At 64.9% G+C, this 18,839-nt stretch carries 18 protein-coding genes; 8 read left to right on the top strand and 10 right to left on the bottom strand.

Going from position 1 to position 18,839, the window contains the following annotated elements; all coding sequences use genetic code 11:
- Window positions 1–41: 41 nt before the first annotated feature.
- The 9 genes from KF796_07065 to KF796_07025 form a co-directional block, all read right to left on the bottom strand.
- The gene (locus tag KF796_07065) at window positions 42–779 is read right to left on the bottom strand and encodes an amino acid ABC transporter ATP-binding protein (protein ID MBX3586388.1); all 738 of its coding nucleotides are present in this window, start codon (window positions 777–779) and stop codon (window positions 42–44) included.
- 23 nt (window positions 780–802) lie between these two features.
- Entirely contained in the window at window positions 803–1,471 is a 669-nt protein-coding gene (locus KF796_07060; GenBank protein MBX3586387.1) for an amino acid ABC transporter permease, read from the bottom strand.
- Between the two features lies 1 nt (window position 1,472).
- Window positions 1,473–2,228 carry an amino acid ABC transporter permease gene (locus tag KF796_07055; protein ID MBX3586386.1) on the bottom strand — a complete coding sequence of 252 codons (756 nt, stop codon included), beginning with the start codon at window positions 2,226–2,228 and terminating at the stop codon, window positions 1,473–1,475.
- A gap of 74 nt (window positions 2,229–2,302) precedes the next feature.
- A complete protein-coding gene (locus KF796_07050; GenBank protein MBX3586385.1) occupies window positions 2,303–3,193 on the bottom strand; it encodes an amino acid ABC transporter substrate-binding protein in 891 nt (296 codons plus the stop codon).
- 107 nt (window positions 3,194–3,300) lie between these two features.
- Window positions 3,301–4,194: an amino acid ABC transporter substrate-binding protein gene (locus KF796_07045; GenBank protein ID MBX3586384.1), complete on the bottom strand. Its 894-nt coding sequence runs from the start codon at window positions 4,192–4,194 to the stop codon at window positions 3,301–3,303.
- A 53-nt stretch (window positions 4,195–4,247) separates the two neighbouring features.
- Complete coding sequence (gene aspA, locus KF796_07040; protein ID MBX3586383.1) at window positions 4,248–5,657, bottom strand: aspartate ammonia-lyase; 1,410 nt, start codon at window positions 5,655–5,657, stop codon at window positions 4,248–4,250.
- A gap of 111 nt (window positions 5,658–5,768) precedes the next feature.
- Window positions 5,769–6,701: a LysR family transcriptional regulator gene (locus KF796_07035; GenBank protein ID MBX3586382.1), complete on the bottom strand. Its 933-nt coding sequence runs from the start codon at window positions 6,699–6,701 to the stop codon at window positions 5,769–5,771.
- A 90-nt stretch (window positions 6,702–6,791) separates the two neighbouring features.
- Window positions 6,792–7,202, bottom strand: a complete 411-nt coding sequence (locus KF796_07030; GenBank protein ID MBX3586381.1) for a low affinity iron permease family protein — start codon at window positions 7,200–7,202, stop codon at window positions 6,792–6,794.
- A gap of 70 nt (window positions 7,203–7,272) precedes the next feature.
- Complete coding sequence (locus tag KF796_07025; GenBank protein MBX3586380.1) at window positions 7,273–9,153, bottom strand: ABC transporter ATP-binding protein/permease; 1,881 nt, start codon at window positions 9,151–9,153, stop codon at window positions 7,273–7,275.
- A 41-nt stretch (window positions 9,154–9,194) separates the two neighbouring features.
- Between KF796_07025 and KF796_07020 the strand changes: the two genes are divergently transcribed.
- Window positions 9,195–9,605: an acyl-CoA thioesterase gene (locus KF796_07020; protein ID MBX3586379.1), complete on the top strand. Its 411-nt coding sequence runs from the start codon at window positions 9,195–9,197 to the stop codon at window positions 9,603–9,605.
- A gap of 61 nt (window positions 9,606–9,666) precedes the next feature.
- Here the strand turns inward: KF796_07020 and KF796_07015 are convergent, their stop codons facing one another.
- Complete coding sequence (locus tag KF796_07015; GenBank protein MBX3586378.1) at window positions 9,667–10,464, bottom strand: crotonase/enoyl-CoA hydratase family protein; 798 nt, start codon at window positions 10,462–10,464, stop codon at window positions 9,667–9,669.
- Between the two features lie 119 nt (window positions 10,465–10,583).
- On the opposite strand from KF796_07015, the gene KF796_07010 reads away from it, so the two are divergent.
- The 7 genes from KF796_07010 to KF796_06980 all read left to right on the top strand — a co-directional run bounded on the left by KF796_07010 (window position 10,584) and on the right by KF796_06980 (window position 18,803).
- Entirely contained in the window at window positions 10,584–11,480 is an 897-nt protein-coding gene (locus tag KF796_07010; GenBank protein ID MBX3586377.1) for a branched-chain amino acid ABC transporter permease, read from the top strand.
- Window positions 11,480–12,556 (top strand): branched-chain amino acid ABC transporter permease, encoded by a 1,077-nt coding sequence (locus KF796_07005; GenBank protein MBX3586376.1) that lies wholly within the window; start codon window positions 11,480–11,482, stop codon window positions 12,554–12,556. Before KF796_07010 ends, KF796_07005 begins: the two co-directional genes overlap by 1 nt.
- A 58-nt stretch (window positions 12,557–12,614) precedes the next feature.
- Window positions 12,615–13,415, top strand: coding sequence for an ABC transporter ATP-binding protein (locus tag KF796_07000; GenBank protein MBX3586375.1), 801 nt, complete (start codon window positions 12,615–12,617; stop codon window positions 13,413–13,415).
- Window positions 13,412–14,209 carry an ABC transporter ATP-binding protein gene (locus KF796_06995; protein MBX3586374.1) on the top strand — a complete coding sequence of 266 codons (798 nt, stop codon included), beginning with the start codon at window positions 13,412–13,414 and terminating at the stop codon, window positions 14,207–14,209. The genes KF796_07000 and KF796_06995 overlap by 4 nt, the downstream gene beginning before the upstream one ends.
- A gap of 13 nt (window positions 14,210–14,222) precedes the next feature.
- Window positions 14,223–16,079 carry a long-chain fatty acid--CoA ligase gene (locus tag KF796_06990; protein ID MBX3586373.1) on the top strand — a complete coding sequence of 619 codons (1,857 nt, stop codon included), beginning with the start codon at window positions 14,223–14,225 and terminating at the stop codon, window positions 16,077–16,079.
- Between the two features lie 156 nt (window positions 16,080–16,235).
- A complete protein-coding gene (locus KF796_06985) occupies window positions 16,236–17,471 on the top strand; it encodes an ABC transporter substrate-binding protein (protein ID MBX3586372.1) in 1,236 nt (411 codons plus the stop codon).
- 165 nt (window positions 17,472–17,636) lie between these two features.
- The gene (locus KF796_06980; protein ID MBX3586371.1) at window positions 17,637–18,803 is read left to right on the top strand and encodes an ABC transporter substrate-binding protein; all 1,167 of its coding nucleotides are present in this window, start codon (window positions 17,637–17,639) and stop codon (window positions 18,801–18,803) included.
- Window positions 18,804–18,839 lie beyond the last annotated feature (36 nt).

The raw sequence follows: 18,839 nt of genomic DNA, 5'->3' as shown, positions 1-18,839 counted from the left end.
GTGGGGGGAGGCGGCCCTGCGGGGCCGCTTCGGGGGGCGTCCTAATGCCCCAGGATCTTGTCCAGGAAATCCTTGGTGCGCGGCTGGCGGTTCTCGGGGTGGCCGAAAAACTCGTCGGTCGAGCAGTCTTCCAGGATGCGGCCACCCACATCGATGAAGATCACGCGGCTGGCCACCTTGCGGGCAAAGCCCATTTCGTGCGTGACCACCATCATGGTCATGCCTTCCTTGGCGAGCTTGACCATCACGTCCAGCACCTCGCCCACCATTTCAGGGTCGAGCGCCGAGGTGGGCTCGTCGAACAGCATGACGATCGGGTCCATGGACAGCGCCCGGGCAATCGCCACGCGCTGCTGCTGGCCACCCGAGAGCTGGCCGGGGAACTTGTCCTTGTGCGCCATCAGGCCCACGCGGTCCAGCATCTTGAGCCCGCGGGTCCTGGCTTCATCGGCGCTGCGCCCCAGCACCTTGATCTGGGCGATGGTCAGGTTCTCGGTCACGCTCAGGTGGGGGAACAGCTCGAAGTGCTGGAACACCATGCCCACGCGGCTGCGCAGCTTGGGCAGGTCGGTCTTGGGGTCGTGCAGGCCAATGCCGTCCACGAAGATCTCGCCCTTCTGGATGGGCTCCAGGCCGTTGACGGTCTTGATCAGCGTGGACTTGCCCGAGCCCGACGGCCCGCACACCACCACCACATCGCCCTTGTTGATCTTGACGTTGCAGTCGTTCAAGACCTGCACCGGGCCATACCACTTCGAAACGTTGTTGATTTCAATCATGTTTGCGTACTCCAGGGACTTGTTCAGCGGATGATGGCAATCTTCTTCTGCAGCATCTTGACCATGTAGGACAGCGCGTAGCAGATCATGAAATAGGCGACGGCCGCCAGGATGTAGGCCTCGCGCGTGTGGCTCAGGTTGGCACCGGCAATCGAGAAGCCGTGCAGCATGTCATGGGCCGTGATGATGTAGACCAGCGAGGTGTCCTGGAACAGGATGATGGTCTGCGTCAGCAGGATGGGCAGCATGTTGCGAAACGCCTGCGGCAGGATCACCAGCTTCATGTTCTGCCCGTAGGTCATGCCAAGCGCCTGGCCGGCGAAGACCTGGCCGCGCGGGATCGACTGGATGCCCGCGCGCATGATCTCGCTGAAATAGGCCGCCTCGAAGGCAATGAAGGTGATCACGGCCGACAGCTCGGCGCCGATGGACCGCCCGATGAGCAGCGGCACCAGCAGGAAGAACCACAGCAGCACCATCAGCAGCGGGATGGAGCGCATGCCGTTGACGTAGATCACGGCCGGCAGTTCCAGCGCCTTGATGCCCGACAGGCGCATCAGGGCCAGCAGCGTGCCGAACAGGATGCCGCCCAGGGTGGCCACGGCCGTCAGCGTGACGCTGAAGTACAGGCCCTTGAGCACATAGCTGCGGAAAACTTCCAGCGTGAAGAAGGAAAAGTCGAGTTCACCCATGTCAGTGTCCCCCGCCGCCGGTGGAGGCGACAAAGCCCGGAACGCGCACGCGCTTCTCGACGAAGGTCATGATCCGGTTGATGGTGAAGGCCGAGATGATGTACAGGATGGTCACCCCCAGGTAGATCTCGACGCCGCGCGAGGTTTCTTCCCCGGCCTGCTGCGCGAAGAAGGTCAGCTCGGTGATGGACACGGCAAAGGCCACCGACGAGTTCTTGAAGATGTTCATGCTCTCGCTGGTCAGCGGGGGAATGATGATGCGAAACGCCATGGGCAGGAGCACATAGCGGTAGTACTGGAACGTGGTGAAACCCAGCGCCATGCCGGCGTAGCGCTGCCCCTTGGGCAGGGCCTGGATGCCCGCGCGCACCTGCTCGGCGATGCGCGCCGAGGTGAAGAAGCCGAGCCCGAACACCACCAGCACGAGCTTGGGCGTGTGGGCAAAGGCCGGGAACAGCACCGGGATCACGTGGTACCAGAGAAAGATCTGGACCAGCAGGGGGATGTTGCGGAACAGCTCCACCCAGAAATTGCCGAAGCGCACCAGCCAGGGACTGTCGGGCAGCGTGCGTATGGTGCCGATCAGCGATCCGATGATCAGGGCGACCGCCAGCGACAGCAGCGACACCTCGATGGTTTGGACCCAGGCGGACAGCAGCCAGTCGAGGTAAGTCTGGGTCCGGCCCGAGCCAAAACATCCAGCCACCTTCTCCCGGTCAATCGTGTCCAGGCAAAAAATCTGCCACTCCAGACTCATGACTTCTCCTTGTTGTTATGGACAACAGCCCCGCAACCCGGGATCGGGTGGCGGGGCCGGACTTTCAGCGTCGCTTACTTCTTGGCGTTGAAGTCTTCAGCGGGCTTGTCGTTGGGCGACTTGATCAGTTCCTTGAGCACGTTGCCCATGGCCAGGTTCACGCTGGTGTTCTTGGGCGGGATCGGGTTCATGAACCACTTGTCGTAGAGCTTGTTGATCTCGCCCGTCTTCATCATGCCCTGAATCTGGGCATCCACGGCCTTCAGGAAGGCCGGGTCGTCCTTGCGGACCATGATGGCGATGGGTTCGACGTTCAGGGTTTCGCCCACGATGGCGTAGTCCTTGGGCGACTTGGACGAGGCGATCAGGCCGGCCAGGATGTTGTCATCCATCACGAAGGCGTCAGCGCGGCCCGATTCGAGCAGCAGGAAGCTGTCGGCGTGGTCCTTGCCATAGACTTCCTTGAAGTTGATGCCATTGGCGCGCTCGTGCTTGCGCAGCAGCGCCACGGACGTGGTGCCCGTGGTGGTGGCCAGGCTCTTGCCATTCAGTTCCGAGATCGACTTGATGCCCGAGGACACCTTGACGGCCGTGCGCACTTCGGTCACGAAGGTGGTGTAGGCAAAGCTCACGTCCTTCTGGCGCGTGGCGTTGTTGGTGGTGGAGCCGCACTCGATGTCCACGGTGCCGTTTTGCACCAGCGGAATGCGGTTGGCCGAGGTCACGGGCGTGTACTCGATCTTGGCGGCGGGGGCCAGCGCCTTGATGATGCGCTCGCACAGTTCGACGTGGTAGCCGGCGTACTTGCCGTCACCCAGCGTGTAGGACAGCGGAGCGGACGATTCGCGAACGCCCATCACGATCTTGCCGGAGGCCTTGACTTTGGCCAGCGTGTCATTGGCCTGGGCAAAGGCGCTGCCGGTCGCGATGGTTGCGACGGCGAGAGCCAACAAATGCTTCTTCATGAGAATCTCCTTGTGGTGAAGCGTTGAGGGTAGGGAACTAACGAAATTCTAGGGAAGCGGGCTTGCGGGAATACCCTGTGGCCAATTGCCCCGGAAGGATTAGAGCGTCAAAACGGAACCTGGTCAGTCGGGTATTTCCAGAAGTCCCGCAGCAGGTAGCTCACGGGCAGGTTCAGCGGCGTGTTCTTCGGCGGAATGGGCTTGGCAAACCACTTGTCGTAGATGGGCAGGATCTCGTGGCTCACGATCAGTCGGCGCATCTCGTCGTCCACCACTTTCTTGAACGCCGGGTCTTCCCTGGGCAGCATGATGGCCAGCGGCTCGGTGGTGAGGAACTTGCCCACCACCTTGAGGGCGGCGGGGTTGGGCCGGTTGGCGGCCAGTCCGAACAGCAGCACGTCGTCCATCACGAAGGCATCGGCCTCGCCTTTCTCGACCATCTCGACGGCGCGCGCGTGGTCGGGCGCCTCCAGAATCGTGATGCCCATCAGGCGCTCGCGGTTGGCCTGGTCGGCCGCCTTGAGCGGCGTGGTGCCCTTGGTGGACACCAGCTTTTTGCCCATGAGGTCTTCAATGCGGTCGACCTTGCTGTCGGCGCGCACCAGCAGCCGCGCGCCGGTGATGAAGTGGGGAATGGTGAAGGCCACCTTCTGGCGGCGTTCGGCATTGTTGGTGGTCGAGCCGCATTCCATGTCGGCCTTGCCCTGCTCCACCATGGCGATGCGGTTGGCCGGCGTGACCAGCATCAGTTCCACCGGCACGTTCTTGACGCCCACCTTCTTGCCCACCGCCTCGGCGACCTTCAGGCACAGGTCCAGCGCGTAGCCCATGGGCTGGCGCGAGACGGGGTCGATGTACGAGAAAGGCACGGACGATTCGCGGTGGGCGATCACCAGCTTGCCGCCGGCCTTGACGCGGTCCAGCACGCCCTGCGCCTGGGCCGCCGAGGCCCAGCAGGCGGCCGTGACAGCCAAAGCAATTCCCCAACGTGGTGCGTTCATTTTCATTTGAGACAACTTCCAGGAGCTAAGCAGCCTTTGTGCCCGCCTCCCCGTCAGGGAGCGGGACGCAGGGGCTGCGTGAGGTTTTCAGGCACCAGCAGCGCCTCGATCTGCGCCCGAGTGAGGATGCCCAGGTTTTCGGCCACCTGGTCCACCGGCATGCCGCTGGCGATGGCCGTCTTGGCGATCAGCGCCGCCTTCTCGTAGCCGATGATGGGGTTGAGCGCCGTCACCAGCGTGATCGATTCGCGCACCCGTTTCGCCAGCAGTTCATGGTTGGCCTCGATGCCGGACACGCAATGGGCCTGCAGCGTGAGGCAGGCATTGCCCAGGTGGGTGATGCTCTTGAACAGGCTCCAGCCCATGATGGGCTCGAAGGCGTTGAGCTGCAGCTGCCCGGCCTCGGACGCCATGGTCACGGTGATGTCGTTGCCGATCACCTCGAACGCGACCTGGTTCATCACCTCCGGGATCACCGGGTTGACCTTGCCGGGCATGATGGACGAGCCCGCCTGGCGCGGCGGCAGGCGAATCTCGCCAAAGCCGGCCTGCGGGCCGCTGGACAGCAGGCGCAGGTCGTTGCAGGTCTTGCTGAGCTTGGTGGCCACGCGCTTGAGCACGCCCGACAGCTGCACAAACGCGCCGGTGTCCTGGGTGGCCTCGATCAGGTTGCTGGCCATGACCACCGGGATGCCACTCTCCTCGGCCAGGTATCTGCAGGCCAGCTCGGCGTAGCCGTGCGGCGTGTTGATGCCCGTGCCGATGGCCGTGGCGCCCAGGTTGATTTCCTGGATCAGCGCGCGGGCCTCCCGCAGCCGGGCCTCGTCTTCCTCGAGCATGACCGCGTAGGTGGAGAACTCCTGGCCCAGCGTCATGGGCACGGCATCCTGCAACTGGGTGCGGCCGATCTTGAGCACGGCCTTGAATTCCTCGGCCTTGGCCTCGAACCCGCCGCGCAGCGTGGCCATGGCGGCCAGCAGCCGGTCAATGCCCGACCACAGCGCCAGCCGCACCGCCGTCGGGTAGACATCGTTGGTGCTCTGCGAGGCATTGACGTGGTCGTTGGGGTGCAGGGCGTCGTAGCGGCCCTTCTCCAGGCCCAGCTTCTCGAGCGCGAGGTTGGCAATCACCTCGTTGGCGTTCATGTTGGTGGAGGTGCCGGCGCCGCCCTGGATCACGTCCACCACGAACTGGTCGTGGTGCTGGCCGGCGATCAGCTTTTCACAGGCGCTCATGATCGCGGTGGCCCGCTTGCGGTCCAGTGTGCCCAGTTCGGCATTGGCACGCGCCGCGGCCTTCTTGACGTGGCCCAGGGCCCGGATCAGGTCCGGCATGGCCGAGATCGGCGTGCCGGAAATCGGGAAATTCTCTACCGCGCGGGCCGTGTGGACGCCCCAGTAGGCATTGGCGGGAATCTGCCTTGGCCCCAGGAAATCATGCTCGACGCGAAAGACACCAGACATTTGGTTACAGCCGTTTTTGCGATGGCGCGAACTGTAGATGTCTCCTTTTTGAAAGGCCAATGCTGAATGCGCGGGGCGTTATGCAAGAAATTTATAGTTGATGAAAACAACTCATTTTGGTGCATTTTGGGCCGCCAGATAGGTCCAAAGCGCCTGCGCGGGGCCCTTGGGCACCTCTTTGCCTACGGGTTTCTCCCTATACGCGCGCACGTCCATGGTCATCTCCAGACCCGCCATGCCGGCGGGTGCGGCGCTCACCAGCTTGCGCCCGCGCAGTTCCTTCTTGACCGCGCTGTACGGCAGGAAGGCCACGCCATGGCCCTCCAGCGCCATGACCTTCAGGCCTTCGGCCATGTCGGTTTCGTAGACCCGGTCCAGATGGATCGCCGTGCTGGACTGCTTGAGGATCAGGTCGGTCACGCGGCCCAGGTAGGCGCCCGGCGCATAGCCCAGATAGGGCAGCGGGTGGCCGGCGCGGCCCGGCAGCTTGTAGATCGGCTCGCCATCGGCGCCCGGCTTGACGTAAGGCGCCAGCACTTCCTGGCCCAGCGTGACCATCTCGTAGCGGTCGGCGTCGAGCTGGAACGGCTGAGACGCATGGTGGTAGGCGATCAGCAGGTCGCAGCCGCCCTCGACCAGGCGCATCACCGCGTCGTGCACGTTCAGCGCAATCAGCCGGCTCTTGATCGGGCCGAACTTCTCGCGCAGGTTCGACACCCAGGCCGGAAAGAAGGTGAAGGCCAGCGTGTGCGGCACCGCGAACTCGATCACGTCCTTGCCCGCCGTGGAATGGCCTCGCAGCATGGCCCGCGTGCTTTGCAGCGCCTGCAGCATCTCCAGCGACTGCGCATACAGCGTCTCACCGGCCGGGGTCAGGCGCGTCGGGTAGGAGCTGCGGTCCACCAGATCGGTGCCGGCCCAGGCCTCCAGCGCCTGGATGCGCCGCGAGAACGCAGGCTGCGTCACGTGCCGCAACTGTGCCGAGCGGCTGAAACTGCGGGTCTCGGCCAGGCTGACGAAATCTTCAAGCCATTTGGTTTCCATGGCGCGATTATGGGTGTGGGCCCGCACCGCCCTCCCCGGGAAACACCCACCCCGGCGCGCCGGGAAAACCCGCGCAGGCCGCGCCCGGGCTCAGGCTTCGGGGGTGCCGGTGTCCTGGCTGCCACGGCCCAGCTCGGCGCGCGCGGCCCCGGCCAGCGCCTGGTATCGGGCGCGAAAGGCGTCGAGCTGGTCTTCTTCCAGCTCTTCCAGATCGAGCAGCGCGTTATGCGCGCCGCGCGTCGCGCGGATCAGCTCGTCGAGCTTGACCTGGATCGCCTCGGTGTCGCGGTTCTGGGTGTTCTGGATCAGGAACACCATGAGGAAGGTGATGATGGTGGTGCCGGTGTTGATGACCAGCTGCCAGGTGTCGCTGAAGCCGAACAGCGGCCCCGTGACCAGCCAGACCCCGATCAGCGCCACCGCCAGCGTGAACACCCGGGGGCGCCCGCAGAAGTGGGAAGCGGCTTTGGCGAAACGCGAGTACCAGGACGGATTGCGCATGAAAACCCCCTTGAAGGTTGACCCAGGCTTGCTCTGATTCTGATAGCAGATTGTGCCCGTCTGGCAAGGACTACAGGGTGATTTCGTCCTCATTTCGCTCGCTGGAGCGCTGCAGGGCCCACATCTCGGCGTAGCGCCCGCCGCGCATCAGCAGCGCGTCGTGCGTGCCGCGCTCGACAATGCGGCCGGCCTCCAGCACCAGGATCTCGTGCGCGTCCACCACGGTGGACAGCCGGTGCGCGATGACCAGCGCCGTCTTGTTGCGCGCGGTGGTCTGCAGCTCGGCCTGGATGGCGCGCTCGTTGGCACTGTCCAGCGCCGAGGTGGCCTCGTCAAAGATCACGATGGGCGGGTTCTTGAGCAGCGTGCGGGCAATGGCCACGCGCTGCTTCTCGCCACCCGAGAGCTTGAGCCCGCGCTCGCCCACCATGGTCTGGTAGCCCCTGGGCGTGGACTCGATGAAGCCGTGGATGCGCGCGGCGCGCGCGGCCGCCTCGACCTCTTCGCGGCTGGCGCCGGGGCGGCCATAGGCGATGTTGTATTCCACCGTGTCATTGAACAGCACCGTGTCCTGCGGCACGATGCCCACGGCCTGGCGCACGCTGGCCTGGGTGACGCTGCGGATGTCCTGCCCCGCCACCGTGATGCGGCCGCCCGCCACCGCGGGGTTGCCCGGAATGCCCACGTCATAGAAGCGGTACAGCAGCCGCGCCAGCGTGGACTTGCCCGAGCCCGACGGGCCGACCACGGCCACCGTCTTGCCCGCGGGGATTTCAAAGCTCACATCGTGCAGGATCACACGCGCGGGCTCGTAGGCAAAGGTCACGTTCTCGAACCGCACCACGGGCTGGTCCAGGCCCTGAAGCGGCTGCGCGCCTGGCGCATCGGCGATTTCGCGCTCCTTTTCCATGAGCACGAACATCTTGTCCAGGTCGGTCAGGCTCTGCTTGATCTCGCGGTACAGCACGCCCAGAAAATTCAGCGGAATGTACAGCTGGATCATGAAGGCGTTGACCATGACCAGGTCGCCCAGCGTCATGTGGCCGCTGACCACGCCCTGGGTGGCGCGCCACAGCATGGTCACCAGGCCCACGGCAATGATCAGCTGCTGGCCGGTGTTCAGCAGCGACAGCGAGGTCTGCGCCTTCAGCCGCGACTTGCGGTAGCGGTCCAGGCTCTCGTCATAGCGGCGGGCCTCGAAGGCTTCGTTGTTGAAGTACTTGACGGTTTCGTAATTGAGCAGCGAATCCACCGCCTTGGTGTGCGCCGCCGAATCAAACTCGTTGGCCTGCTTGCGGTACTTGGTGCGCCACTCGGTCACCGTGACCGTGAACACGATGTACACCGCCAGCGCGCAGACCGTGATACCGGCAAACCAGACATCGAACTTGACCGCCAGGATGCCCAGCACCAGCGCCACCTCGATCAGCGTGGGCACGATGCTGTACAGCGAATAGGAAATGAGCGACTCGATGCCGCGCACTCCGCGCTCGATGTCGCGCGTCATGCCGCCGGTCTGGCGGTCCAGGTGAAAGCGCAGGCTCAGGGCGTGCAGGTGCTCGAAGGTCTGCAGCGCGATCTGGCGCGAGGTGCCCTGCGTGGCCTTGGAAAACACCAGTTCACGCAATTCGGTGAACAGCGAGGTGCTCAGGCGCAGCAGCCCGTAGGCCACCAGCAGGCCGGCCGGCACCACCAGCACGGCGGCCGGGTCGCCGGGCTTGAAGCTCATGCTGTCGATCAGGTTCTTGAGCAGCAGCGGCACGCTGACATTGGCGCCCTTGGCGCCCAGCATGAACAGCAGCGCCAACAGCACCCGCCGCTTGTACTGCCACAGGTAGGGGAACAGCCGGCGCAGCGTGGCCCAGTCAGAGCGGACCGGCGCCACGGGGGTGGCGCCAGCGGCGGACGGGGGCGTGGGGGCTGAGGCAGACAGTTCGCCGAAGCGGCGCATGGGGGACAATCGTGGGTGTTATCGACTCAGAGATTGTGCCCATGTCCGCAGATTCAAGCGCCCGCGCGGCGGCTTTGCCCTCCGACCGCGAACTGGTACTCAAGGTCATTCCCATGCCGGCGGACTGCAATGCCAATGGCGACATCTTTGGCGGCTGGGTCATGGCCCAGGTTGACCTGGCCGGCTCCGTGGTGCCCGCGCGCCATGTGGACGGCCGCATGGCCACCGTGGCGGTCAACCAGTTCGTCTTCAAGCAGCCGGTGCGCGTGGGCGACATCCTGAGCTTTTTTGCCGAGGTCACGCGCATCGGCAACACCTCGATCACCGTGCAGGTGGAAGTGTTTGCCGAGCGCTTTCGCGCCCAGGGCCAGTATGTGAAGGTGACCGAGGCGTCATTGACCTATGTGGCGATTGACGATTCGGGCAAGCCCCGGCCGATTCTCAAAAAGTGAGATTGCTACTTATTTTGTAGCACACAGTGGCCGCCCCGCCTGGACTCCAGCCACTTTTGGCTTAAAACTTGCCATGCCGGCCCTCGCCGGCGGCAAACCGGCCCGCGCCCTGCAGGCCCTCGGCAATGCAGTGCTTGCCGCGCTCCCATTCCTGGTGCAGCGCCTGGGCCAACGGCAGGTCCCACTGCGCGTAGGCGCTGGCGCGGTCGGCGTTCATGGTCTTCTGCGGAAATCCCGCCAGCTGGCGTGCCAGCGCCAGCGCGCCCTGCAGCGCCTGGCCGCTGGGCACCACACGGTTGGCCAGGCCCATGGCCAGGGCCTCGGGCGCTTCCACCTTGCGGCCGGTGAGGATCAGGTCCATGGCGTGGCCCATGCCAATCAGGCGCGGCAGGCGCACCGTGCCGCCGTCGATCAGCGGCACGCCAAAGCGGCGGCAGTACACGCCGAAGTAGGCGTCTTCTTCCATCACGCGCAGGTCGCACCACAGCGCCAGCTCCATGCCGCCGGCCACGGCCGCGCCGCTCACGGCCGCCACCACCGGTTTGGACAAATGCAGGCGTGACGGGCCCATGGGCCCCGGCGGCTGCGCGTCGGCCGCGTTGAAGTCCAGATCGGCCAGCACGCCACCCTGCCCCTGCGCCGCCATGCGCGCGCCAAACTGCAGGTCCCAGCCCGCGCAGAAATGCCCGTGCGCGCCATGGAACACCGCCACGCGCGCCGAGGCATCGGCCTCAAACGCCACAAACGCCGCATGCAGCGCACGCGCGGTGTCGCTGTCCACCGCGTTGCGCACATCGGGGCGGTTCAGTGTCACCACCGTGACCTCGCCCTGCCGGCTTACCTGGACTGCATCACTCATGCGCCGATTAGCCCTGATCCCAAGGCGACACCGTATTCGGAACAACCCTGTACTGCGATACAGACCGTGCAGATATAACCGAGCGACTGCAACAAGACACCCGACATTCAGGAGACACGGTGCAAATCCTCCAACTGGTGATCAGCGGCGTCTCGCAAGGATGCATCTACGGGCTGATCGCGCTGGGCTTCGTGCTCATCTACAAGGCGACCGAAACCGTGAGCTTCGCCCAGGGCGAACTCATGATGCTGGGCGCATTCGGCGGCCTGGCCTCCATGACCTTCATGGGCTTTCCGTACTGGCTGGCCGTGATCAGCGCGATCGCGGCCATGGCCCTGTTCGGCGTGCTGCTGGAGCGCATCGTGATCCGGCCCATCCTGGGCCAGCCGGCGTTCTCCATCGTCATGCTGACCATCGGCATCGGCTACGTGGCACGCGGGCTGATCACCATGATCCCGGGCATCGGCACCGAAACCCACACCCTGCCCGTGCCCTACAAGGACATGATCTGGAAGTTCGGCGGCGACGCCAACGGCATCGGCTCGCTGGTGCTCAACGCCGAACAGCTGGTGATCATCGCGGCCACGGCCGGCCTGTGCGCCCTGCTGTTCGCGGCGTTCAAGTACAGCAAGGTCGGCGTGGCCATGCAGGCCTCGTCCCAGAACCAGCTCGCGGCCTACTACATGGGCATTCCGGTCAAGCGGCTCAATGGCCTGGTCTGGGGCCTGGCGGCCGCGGTGGCCGCGGTGGCGGGCCTGCTGCTGGCGCCCATCACCTTCGTGCACGCCAACATGGGCTTCATTGGCCTGAAGGCCTTCCCGGCGGCGGTGGTGGGGGGCTTTGGCAGCCTGCCGGGCGCCATCGTGGGCGGCCTGATCATCGGCCTGGTCGAATCGCTGTCGGGCTTCTACCTGCCTGACGGCTTCAAGGACACAGCCGCCTACATCGTGGTGCTGGTCATGCTCATGGTCAAGCCCAACGGCCTGTTCGGCGAGAAGCTGCGGAAGAAAGTCTGATGCGTTTTATTTTCAGAACCGATTACGGCCAGGACGTCAAGCTGGCCAAGCACGGCGGCCATGTCTTCTGGTACAGCGCGCTCATGGTGCTGCTGGTCGCTGCGCCCTGGCTGTTTGCCGAGTACTGGCTGGCGCAGCTCACCTTCATCCTGATCTACGGCATCGTGGGCCTGGGCCTGATGCTGCTGGCGGGCTTCACCGGCCTGTTTTCCATCGGCCACGCGGCCTTCCTCGGGGTGGGTGCCTACACCCAGGCGGTGTTCACCAACATGGGCGTGCCGTTCCCTATTGCGCTGGCGCTGGCCGGCACGCTGTCAGCGGCCGTGGGCGTGGTGGTGGGCCTGCCCGCGCTGCGCGTCAAGGGCATCTACCTGGGCATTGCCACGCTGTCGTTCGGCTTCATCGTCGAGGAAGTTCTGGCGCGCTGGGAGTCGGTCACCGGCGGCAACTCGGGCATTCAGGTCAAGCACCCCAACCTGTTCGGCTGGAAGGTGGACTCGGGCGAGGGCTTCTATTTCATCTGCCTGGTGATCGCGGTGATCTCCACGCTGGCCATCCTGAACCTGCTGCGCTCGCCCACGGGCCGGGCCTTCGTGGCCATCCGCGACTCCGAGATCTCGGCGCAAAGCATGGGCATCCACCTGGCGCGCTACAAGACGCTGTCGTTCGCGCTGTCGGCGGCGCTGGCCGGCATTGGCGGGGCGCTGTATGCGCACAAGCTGCGGTTCATCTCGCCCGACCAGTTCAACATCCTGCAGTCGATCGACCTGCTGCTGATGGTGGTGATCGGCGGCCTGGGCTCGGTGCACGGGGCCTTTCTGGGCGCCATCTTCCTGATCTCCATGCCCCAGCTCATCAACCTCAGCAAGGGCTACCTGCCCGACACCATTGGCCAGGCGCCCGGCCTGCAGTCGGTGGTGTATGGCGGGGTGCTGATCGCCTTTGTGCTGTTCGAGCCGCTGGGCATGTATGGGCGCTGGCTCAAGGTGCGCACCTGGTTCCAGCTGTTTCCGTTCTACCGCAAGGGCCTGTTCAAGCGGCAGAAGTCCTTCCAGAAATCGGACCGGCTGAAATGAACCACCCCCGAAGCGCCTGCGGCGCCCCCGCAAACCCACGCACGTCTGGACATATTGCATGACCGACCTCCTCCTCTCGGCCAAAAACCTCAGCGTGCGCTTTGGCGGCGTGCTGGCCGTCAACGACGTGAGCTTTGACGTGCGCCCCGGCGAGGTGTTCACGCTGATCGGCCCCAATGGCGCGGGCAAGACCACGGTGTTCAACCTGATCAGCCGCATCTACACCCCCACCGCCGGCACCATTGACTACCTGGGCCAGCCGCTGACCGCCCAGCCCGCGCACAGGATCGCCTCGCTGGGCATTGCGCGCACCTTCCAGAACATCGAGCTGTTCGAGCACGCCACCGTGCTGCACAACCTGCTGATCGGGCGCCACACCCACCACAAGAGCGGGTTGTTCAGCGAGATGTTCTTCACCGCCAAGGTGCGGCAGGCCGAGATCGAGGCGCGCGAGAAGGTCGAGGAAATCATTGACCTGCTGGACCTGCAGCACCACCGGGACTCGATGGTGGCCGGCCTGCCCTACGGCGTGCGCAAGGTGGTGGAGCTGGCCCGCGCGCTGTGCACCGAACCCAGGCTGCTGCTGCTCGACGAGCCGTCGTCGGGCCTGAACGTGGAGGAAACCGACGACATGGCCTTCTGGATCCAGGACATCAAGCACGAACTGGGCATCACCGTGCTGATGGTCGAGCACGACATGTCGCTGGTGTCCAAGGTGTCGGACCGCGTGCTGGCCATGAACCAGGGCGAGGTGCTGGCCACCGGAACGCCGCGCGAGGTGCAGAACGACCCGGGCGTGATCGAGGCCTACCTGGGCTCGGTCGACGATGTGTCCTCCCTGCGCAGGGAGGCCGCATGAGCGAGACCCCTCCGGCCGTGAGCGACCAGCCCGTGCTCAGGTTGCTGAACGTCGAGAGCGCCTACGGCCCGATCAAGGCCATCCGCGGCGTGAGCCTGCAGGTGCGCCGTGGCGAGATCGCCACCGTGCTGGGCTCCAACGGCGCGGGCAAGTCCACCATCCTCAAGACCATCTCGGGCATCATCGACCCGCGCAAGGGCTCGATCGAGTTCAAGGGCGAGTCCATCACGGCCCAGGACCCGGCCCACATCGTGCAGCAGGGCCTGAGCCATGTGCCCGAGGGGCGCGAGGTGTTCCCGCTGCTCAGCGTGCGCGACAACCTCATGATGGGCGCCTACACCCGGCGCGACCGCGACGGCGTGCTGCGCGACATCGAGGCCGTCTATGGCTACTTCCCCATCCTGAAGGAGCGCGCCGCGCAGGACGCCGGCCTGCTGTCCGGTGGCCAGCAGCAGATGCTGGCCATCAGCCGCGCGCTGATGGCCGCGCCCGACCTGATCCTGCTGGACGAGCCCAGCCTGGGCCTGTCACCCAAGCTCACCAAGGAAATCTTCGAGATCGTGGTGCGCATCAACCGCGAGCGCGGCACCACCATCCTGCTGGTCGAGCAGAACGCCAACATGGCGCTCAACGCGTCCGACTACGGCTATGTGCTGGAGAACGGCCGCATCGTCATGGAAGACACCTGTGCCCGCCTGCGCGAGAAGGAAGACATCAAGGAGTTCTACCTGGGCATGAAGGAAGAAGGCGTGCGCGGCGAGCGCCGCTGGAAAAAGAAAAAGAACTGGCGCTGAAGGACACAGGACGATGAGCAACCTCTGGGACCTTTCCCACATCCAGCCGGCCACCGCGGTGGCCATGGACGGTGACACCATTCCCGCGATGTTCTGGAACGCGGTCGACAAGCGCGGCCCGCAGGTCTGGATGCGCCAGAAGAAGCTGGGCATCTGGCGCAGCTGGACCTGGCAGCAGACCGGCGAGGCCGTGCGCGAGATCGCGGGCGGCCTCATGAGCCTGGGCTTTGCGCCCGGCGAATGCGCGTCCATCCTGTCCAACACCGTCATTGAATGGGTGCTGGCCGACCTGGCCGTGCTCAGCGCCGGCGGCGTGGCCAACGGCATCTACCCCACCGACGCGGCCTCGCAGGTGCACTACCTGTGCGAGGACTCGCGCACCACCATCCTGTTCGTGGAGGACGACGAGCAGCTGGACAAGGCCCTGGAGGTGCGCGAGCAGCTGCCGGGCCTGCGCAAGATCGTGGTGTTCGACATGGAGGGCCTGCGCGAACTCGACGACCCCGGCGTGATCAGCCTCAAGGCGCTGCGCGAGCTGGGCCGCGACTACAACGTGCGCCAGGGCGACGACCTGATGCGCCGCGTCAAGGCCTGCAAGCCGGGCGACCTGGCCATCCTGGTCTACACCTCGGGCACCACGGGCAAGCCCAAGGGCGCGATGCACAGCCACGCGGGCCTGGTCTACACCGTGCGCGGCTACAACACGCTGGTGGCGCAGGACGACACCGACGAGCGCATGTGCTTCCTGCCGCTGTGCCACATTGCCGAGCGGCTGGGCGGCGAGTATTTCGCGATGTACACGGGCTCCATCCTCAACTTTGTCGAGAACCCCGAAACCGTGCCCGAGAACGTGCGCGAGATCGCGCCCACGGTGTTCACGGCCGTGCCGCGCGTGTGGGAAAAGTTTTACTCCGGCGTGATGATCACGCTCAAGGAAGCCAGCCCGCTGCAGCAGGCGGCCTACGGCTGGGCCATTGGCGTGGGCACGCAGATCGCCGACCGGGTGCTGGCGGGCCAGCCCGTGGACGGGCTGCTCAAGTTCAAGTTCACGCTGGCGCGCTGGCTGGCCCTGAACAATGTGCGCAAGCTCATCGGCATCCACCGGGCGCGCTTTTGCGTCACGGGCGCCGCGCCGATCTCGCCCGAGCTGGTCAAGTGGTACCTGGCGCTGGGCGTGCCCATGCTCGAGGTCTGGGGCATGACCGAGACCTGCGGCGCGGCCACGGGCGTGCCGGCCAACCGCATCAAGCCCGGCTCCATCGGCCCGGCCGCCGGTTACAACGAAGTCAGGATCGACCCCGACACCGGCGAGATCCGCGTGCGCGGCCCCAATGTGTTCATGGGCTACCTCAACCAGCCCGAAAAGACCGCCGAGACCATCGACGCCGACGGCTGGCTGCACACCGGCGACGTGGGCCTGATGGACGAGGACGGCTACTTCCGCATCACCGACCGCATGAAGGACATCATCATCACGGCCGGCGGCAAGAACATCACGCCCAGCGAACTGGAAAACGAACTCAAGTTCAGCCCCTACATCACCGACGCGGTGGTGATCGGCGACAAGCTGCCCTACCTCACGGTGATCATCATGATCGACCAGGAAAACGTCGAGAAATACGCGCAGGACAACGACGTGCCCTTCAGCAACTACGCGAGCCTGACGCGCGCGCCGCAGGTGCAGGCCCTGATCCAGGCCGAGATCGACCGGGTCAACAAGAAGTTCGCGCGCGTGGAGCAGATCAAGAAATTCTTCCTGCTTGAAACCCAGCTCAGCGCCGAAGACGAAGAGCTCACCCCCACCATGAAGCTCAAGCGCAAGCTGGTGCAGCAGAAATACGCGCCCCAGATCGAGGCCATGTATCGTTAACCCTGAAGCGCGGCGTCGCCCGCGTGACAACAGGCCGCCCGCGGGCGGCCTTTTTCATGGGGTCGAGTCACCTAGGTGAATGCAACCAATTGCAAGCGGGACAAGAATCCGACTGGCTTTAGCCCGTTAGTCCTAAAAAACCACCTGGAGACAACCATGCAACCCAAACTAGCCCTTCTCGCCACGCTGGTGCTCAGCACCGGTCTGGCCACTGCCCAGAATGCCACCCAGGGGGTGAGCAAGAACGAGATCGTGATCGGCACCATGCAGGACCTGTCGGGCCCGCTGGCCGGCTACGGCAAGGCCATCCGCAACGGCATGCAGATGCGCGTGGACGAGGCCAATGAAATGGGTGGCATCGCCGGGCGCAAGCTGCGGCTGATCGTCGAGGACGACGGCTACGACCCGCGCAAGGCCGTGCTGGGCGCGCAGAAGCTGGTCAACCGCGATGGCATCTTCGCCATGGTGGGCCACCTGGGCACGGCGCCCAACCTTGCGGCCATGCCCGTGCAGTTCGAGAAGAACGTGATCAACTTCTTCCCCATCACGGCCGCGCGCGAAATGTACGAGCCCTATGACCGGCTCAAGTTCGCCAATGCGGCCACCTACTACGACCAGATGCGCATTGCCGCGCCCCGGCTGGCCAAGGACCGCAACATCAAGCACCCCTGCATCATTTACCAGGACGACGACTTCGGCCTGGAAGTGATGCGCGGCGCCGAGGCCGGCCTGAAGACGCTGGGCATGGAGTTCACCGAAAAGACCTCGTACAAGCGCGGCGCCACCGACTTTTCGTCGCAGGTCGCCAAGATGAAGGCCGCGGGCTGCGAGATGGTGGTGCTGGGCACCGTGATCCGCGAGACCGTGGGCACCATCGCCGAGTCGCGCAAGACCGGCTTCTCGCCGATCTTCGTGGGCTCCAGCGCGGTCTACACCGACCTGATCCCCAAGCTGGGCGGCAAGCTCATGGACGGGCTGTACTCCACCATGACCGCGGCCCACCCCTACCTGGACGCCGCCGAGCAGCCGGTGCGCTTCTGGGCCGCCAAGTACAAGACCCGCTTCAACGAGGACCCGTCGGTGTTCTCGGTCTATGGCTACGGCAACATGGACGCCTTCATCCGCGTGGTCTTCAAGACCGGCCCCAACCTGACGACCGAGAGCTTCATCAAGACCATGGACAACATGACGTTCAACCGCGACATGTTCGGCACGGCGGAGCTGACCTTCACGCCCACCAAGCGCTTGGGCAACCAGTTCTCGCGCCTGTCGCAGATCCAGGACGGCCGCTGGAAGGTCGTGTCTGACTACGTGGCCTTCAGCGGCCTGAAGCCCGTGCTCAAGAAGAACGGCAAGTGGCTGATCGAGTCCGAGTTCTTCAAGGACCAGTGATCCCCGCCGATGCACCACAACGGGCCGCCCTTCGGGGCGGCTTTTTTGTGGCCGGGGCGGTGGCGGGCTGGCGGCCTCTCTCTAAGTGAATACGCCAGCTTGACAGGCCGGCGGGCCGGGCAAGAATGAGGCCGTGTCAAAACACCCCTTCACAGGAGACAAGCAATGCAGATGAAGACCCCCGCCGTCCTGGCCCTGATGGCGCTCAGTGCCAGCCTGGCCCTGGCCCAGAACTCCAACCAGGGCGTGAGCAAGAACGAGATCACCCTCGGCTCCATCCAGGACCTTTCGGGGCCCATCGCGGGCTTCGGCAAGCAGGTGCGGCTGGGCATGCTGCTGCGCGTGGACGAGCTCAACGAGCAGGGCGGCATTGGCGGGCGCAAGGTCAACCTGATCGTCGAGGACTCCGCCTACGACCCCAAGAAGGCCGTGCTGGCCGCGCAGAAGCTGGTCAACCAGGACAAGATTTTCGCGATGATCGGCCACATCGGCACGGCGCAGAACCTGGCCGCCATGCCGGTGCAGTTCGAGAAGAACGTCATCAACTTCTTCCCCGTCACCGCGGCGCGCGAGATGTACGAGCCCTTCCACCGCCTGAAGTACTCGTTTGCCGCCACCTACTACGACCAGATGCGCACGGCCGTGCCCAAGCTGGTCAAGGAAAAGGGCGCCAAGAAGGTCTGCACCATGTACCAGGACGACGAGTTCGGCCTGGAAGTGGAGCGCGGCGCCGAGGCCGGCCTGAAGAGCATCGGCATGGAATTCGCCGAAAAAACCAGCTACAAGCGCGGCGCCACCGACTTCTCGTCGCAGGTGCAGAAGATGCAGGCCGGCGGTTGCGACTTTGTGGTGCTGGGCACCATCATCCGCGAAACCATCGGTGCCATCGGCACGGCGCGCAAGCTGGGCTACAGCCCCACCTTCATCGGCTCCAGCGCGTCCTACACCGACCTGATCCACAAGCTCGGCGGCCCGGCCATGAACGGCCTGTATGCAACCCACACGGCCCAGCACCCCTACCTGGACGAGGCCTCGCAGCCGATCCGCTTCTGGGCGAACAAGTACAAGACCAAGTTCAACGAAGACCCCACGGTGTTTTCGGTCTATGGCTACAACGCGATCGATGCCTTTGCCGCCGCCGCCGCCAAGACCGGCAAGAACCTCACCACCGAGAGCTTCATCAAGGCCATGGACACCATGGTGATCCCCAAGGACATCTTTGGCAGCCCCGAGGCCACCTTCGGCCCCAAGAAGCGCCTGGGCAACGACGCCTCGCGCCTGTCGCAGATCACCGACGGCAAGTGGAAGGTCGTGAGCGACTACATCCGCTGAACCAGCCTTGCACCCCCGCCACCAGCCGCCCCCCGG

The organism is Ramlibacter sp. (genome assembly GCA_019635435.1).
Classification (GTDB): Bacteria; Pseudomonadota; Gammaproteobacteria; order Burkholderiales; family Burkholderiaceae_C; genus JAHBZM01.
Note: the sequence above shows the minus strand (reverse complement) of the source record. Positions and strands in the feature narration are given on the sequence as shown.

Excerpts from the sequence above, each read along its gene's own strand:
- KF796_07065 (MBX3586388.1), bottom strand. The coding sequence starts at position 779 with ATGATTGAAATCAACAACGTTTCGAAGTGGTATGGCCCGGTGCAGGTC.
- KF796_07060 (MBX3586387.1), bottom strand. The coding sequence starts at position 1,471 with ATGGGTGAACTCGACTTTTCCTTCTTCACGCTGGAAGTTTTCCGCAGC.
- KF796_07055 (MBX3586386.1), bottom strand. The coding sequence starts at position 2,228 with ATGAGTCTGGAGTGGCAGATTTTTTGCCTGGACACGATTGACCGGGAG.
- KF796_07050 (MBX3586385.1), bottom strand. The coding sequence starts at position 3,193 with ATGAAGAAGCATTTGTTGGCTCTCGCCGTCGCAACCATCGCGACCGGC.
- KF796_07045 (MBX3586384.1), bottom strand. The coding sequence starts at position 4,194 with ATGAACGCACCACGTTGGGGAATTGCTTTGGCTGTCACGGCCGCCTGC.
- aspA (MBX3586383.1), bottom strand. The coding sequence starts at position 5,657 with ATGTCTGGTGTCTTTCGCGTCGAGCATGATTTCCTGGGGCCAAGGCAG.
- KF796_07035 (MBX3586382.1), bottom strand. The coding sequence starts at position 6,701 with ATGGAAACCAAATGGCTTGAAGATTTCGTCAGCCTGGCCGAGACCCGC.
- KF796_07030 (MBX3586381.1), bottom strand. The coding sequence starts at position 7,202 with ATGCGCAATCCGTCCTGGTACTCGCGTTTCGCCAAAGCCGCTTCCCAC.
- KF796_07025 (MBX3586380.1), bottom strand. The coding sequence starts at position 9,153 with ATGCGCCGCTTCGGCGAACTGTCTGCCTCAGCCCCCACGCCCCCGTCC.
- KF796_07020 (MBX3586379.1), top strand. The coding sequence starts at position 9,195 with ATGTCCGCAGATTCAAGCGCCCGCGCGGCGGCTTTGCCCTCCGACCGC.
- KF796_07015 (MBX3586378.1), bottom strand. The coding sequence starts at position 10,464 with ATGAGTGATGCAGTCCAGGTAAGCCGGCAGGGCGAGGTCACGGTGGTG.
- KF796_07005 (MBX3586376.1), top strand. The coding sequence starts at position 11,480 with ATGCGTTTTATTTTCAGAACCGATTACGGCCAGGACGTCAAGCTGGCC.
- KF796_07000 (MBX3586375.1), top strand. The coding sequence starts at position 12,615 with ATGACCGACCTCCTCCTCTCGGCCAAAAACCTCAGCGTGCGCTTTGGC.
- KF796_06995 (MBX3586374.1), top strand. The coding sequence starts at position 13,412 with ATGAGCGAGACCCCTCCGGCCGTGAGCGACCAGCCCGTGCTCAGGTTG.
- KF796_06990 (MBX3586373.1), top strand. The coding sequence starts at position 14,223 with ATGAGCAACCTCTGGGACCTTTCCCACATCCAGCCGGCCACCGCGGTG.
- KF796_06985 (MBX3586372.1), top strand. The coding sequence starts at position 16,236 with ATGCAACCCAAACTAGCCCTTCTCGCCACGCTGGTGCTCAGCACCGGT.
- KF796_06980 (MBX3586371.1), top strand. The coding sequence starts at position 17,637 with ATGCAGATGAAGACCCCCGCCGTCCTGGCCCTGATGGCGCTCAGTGCC.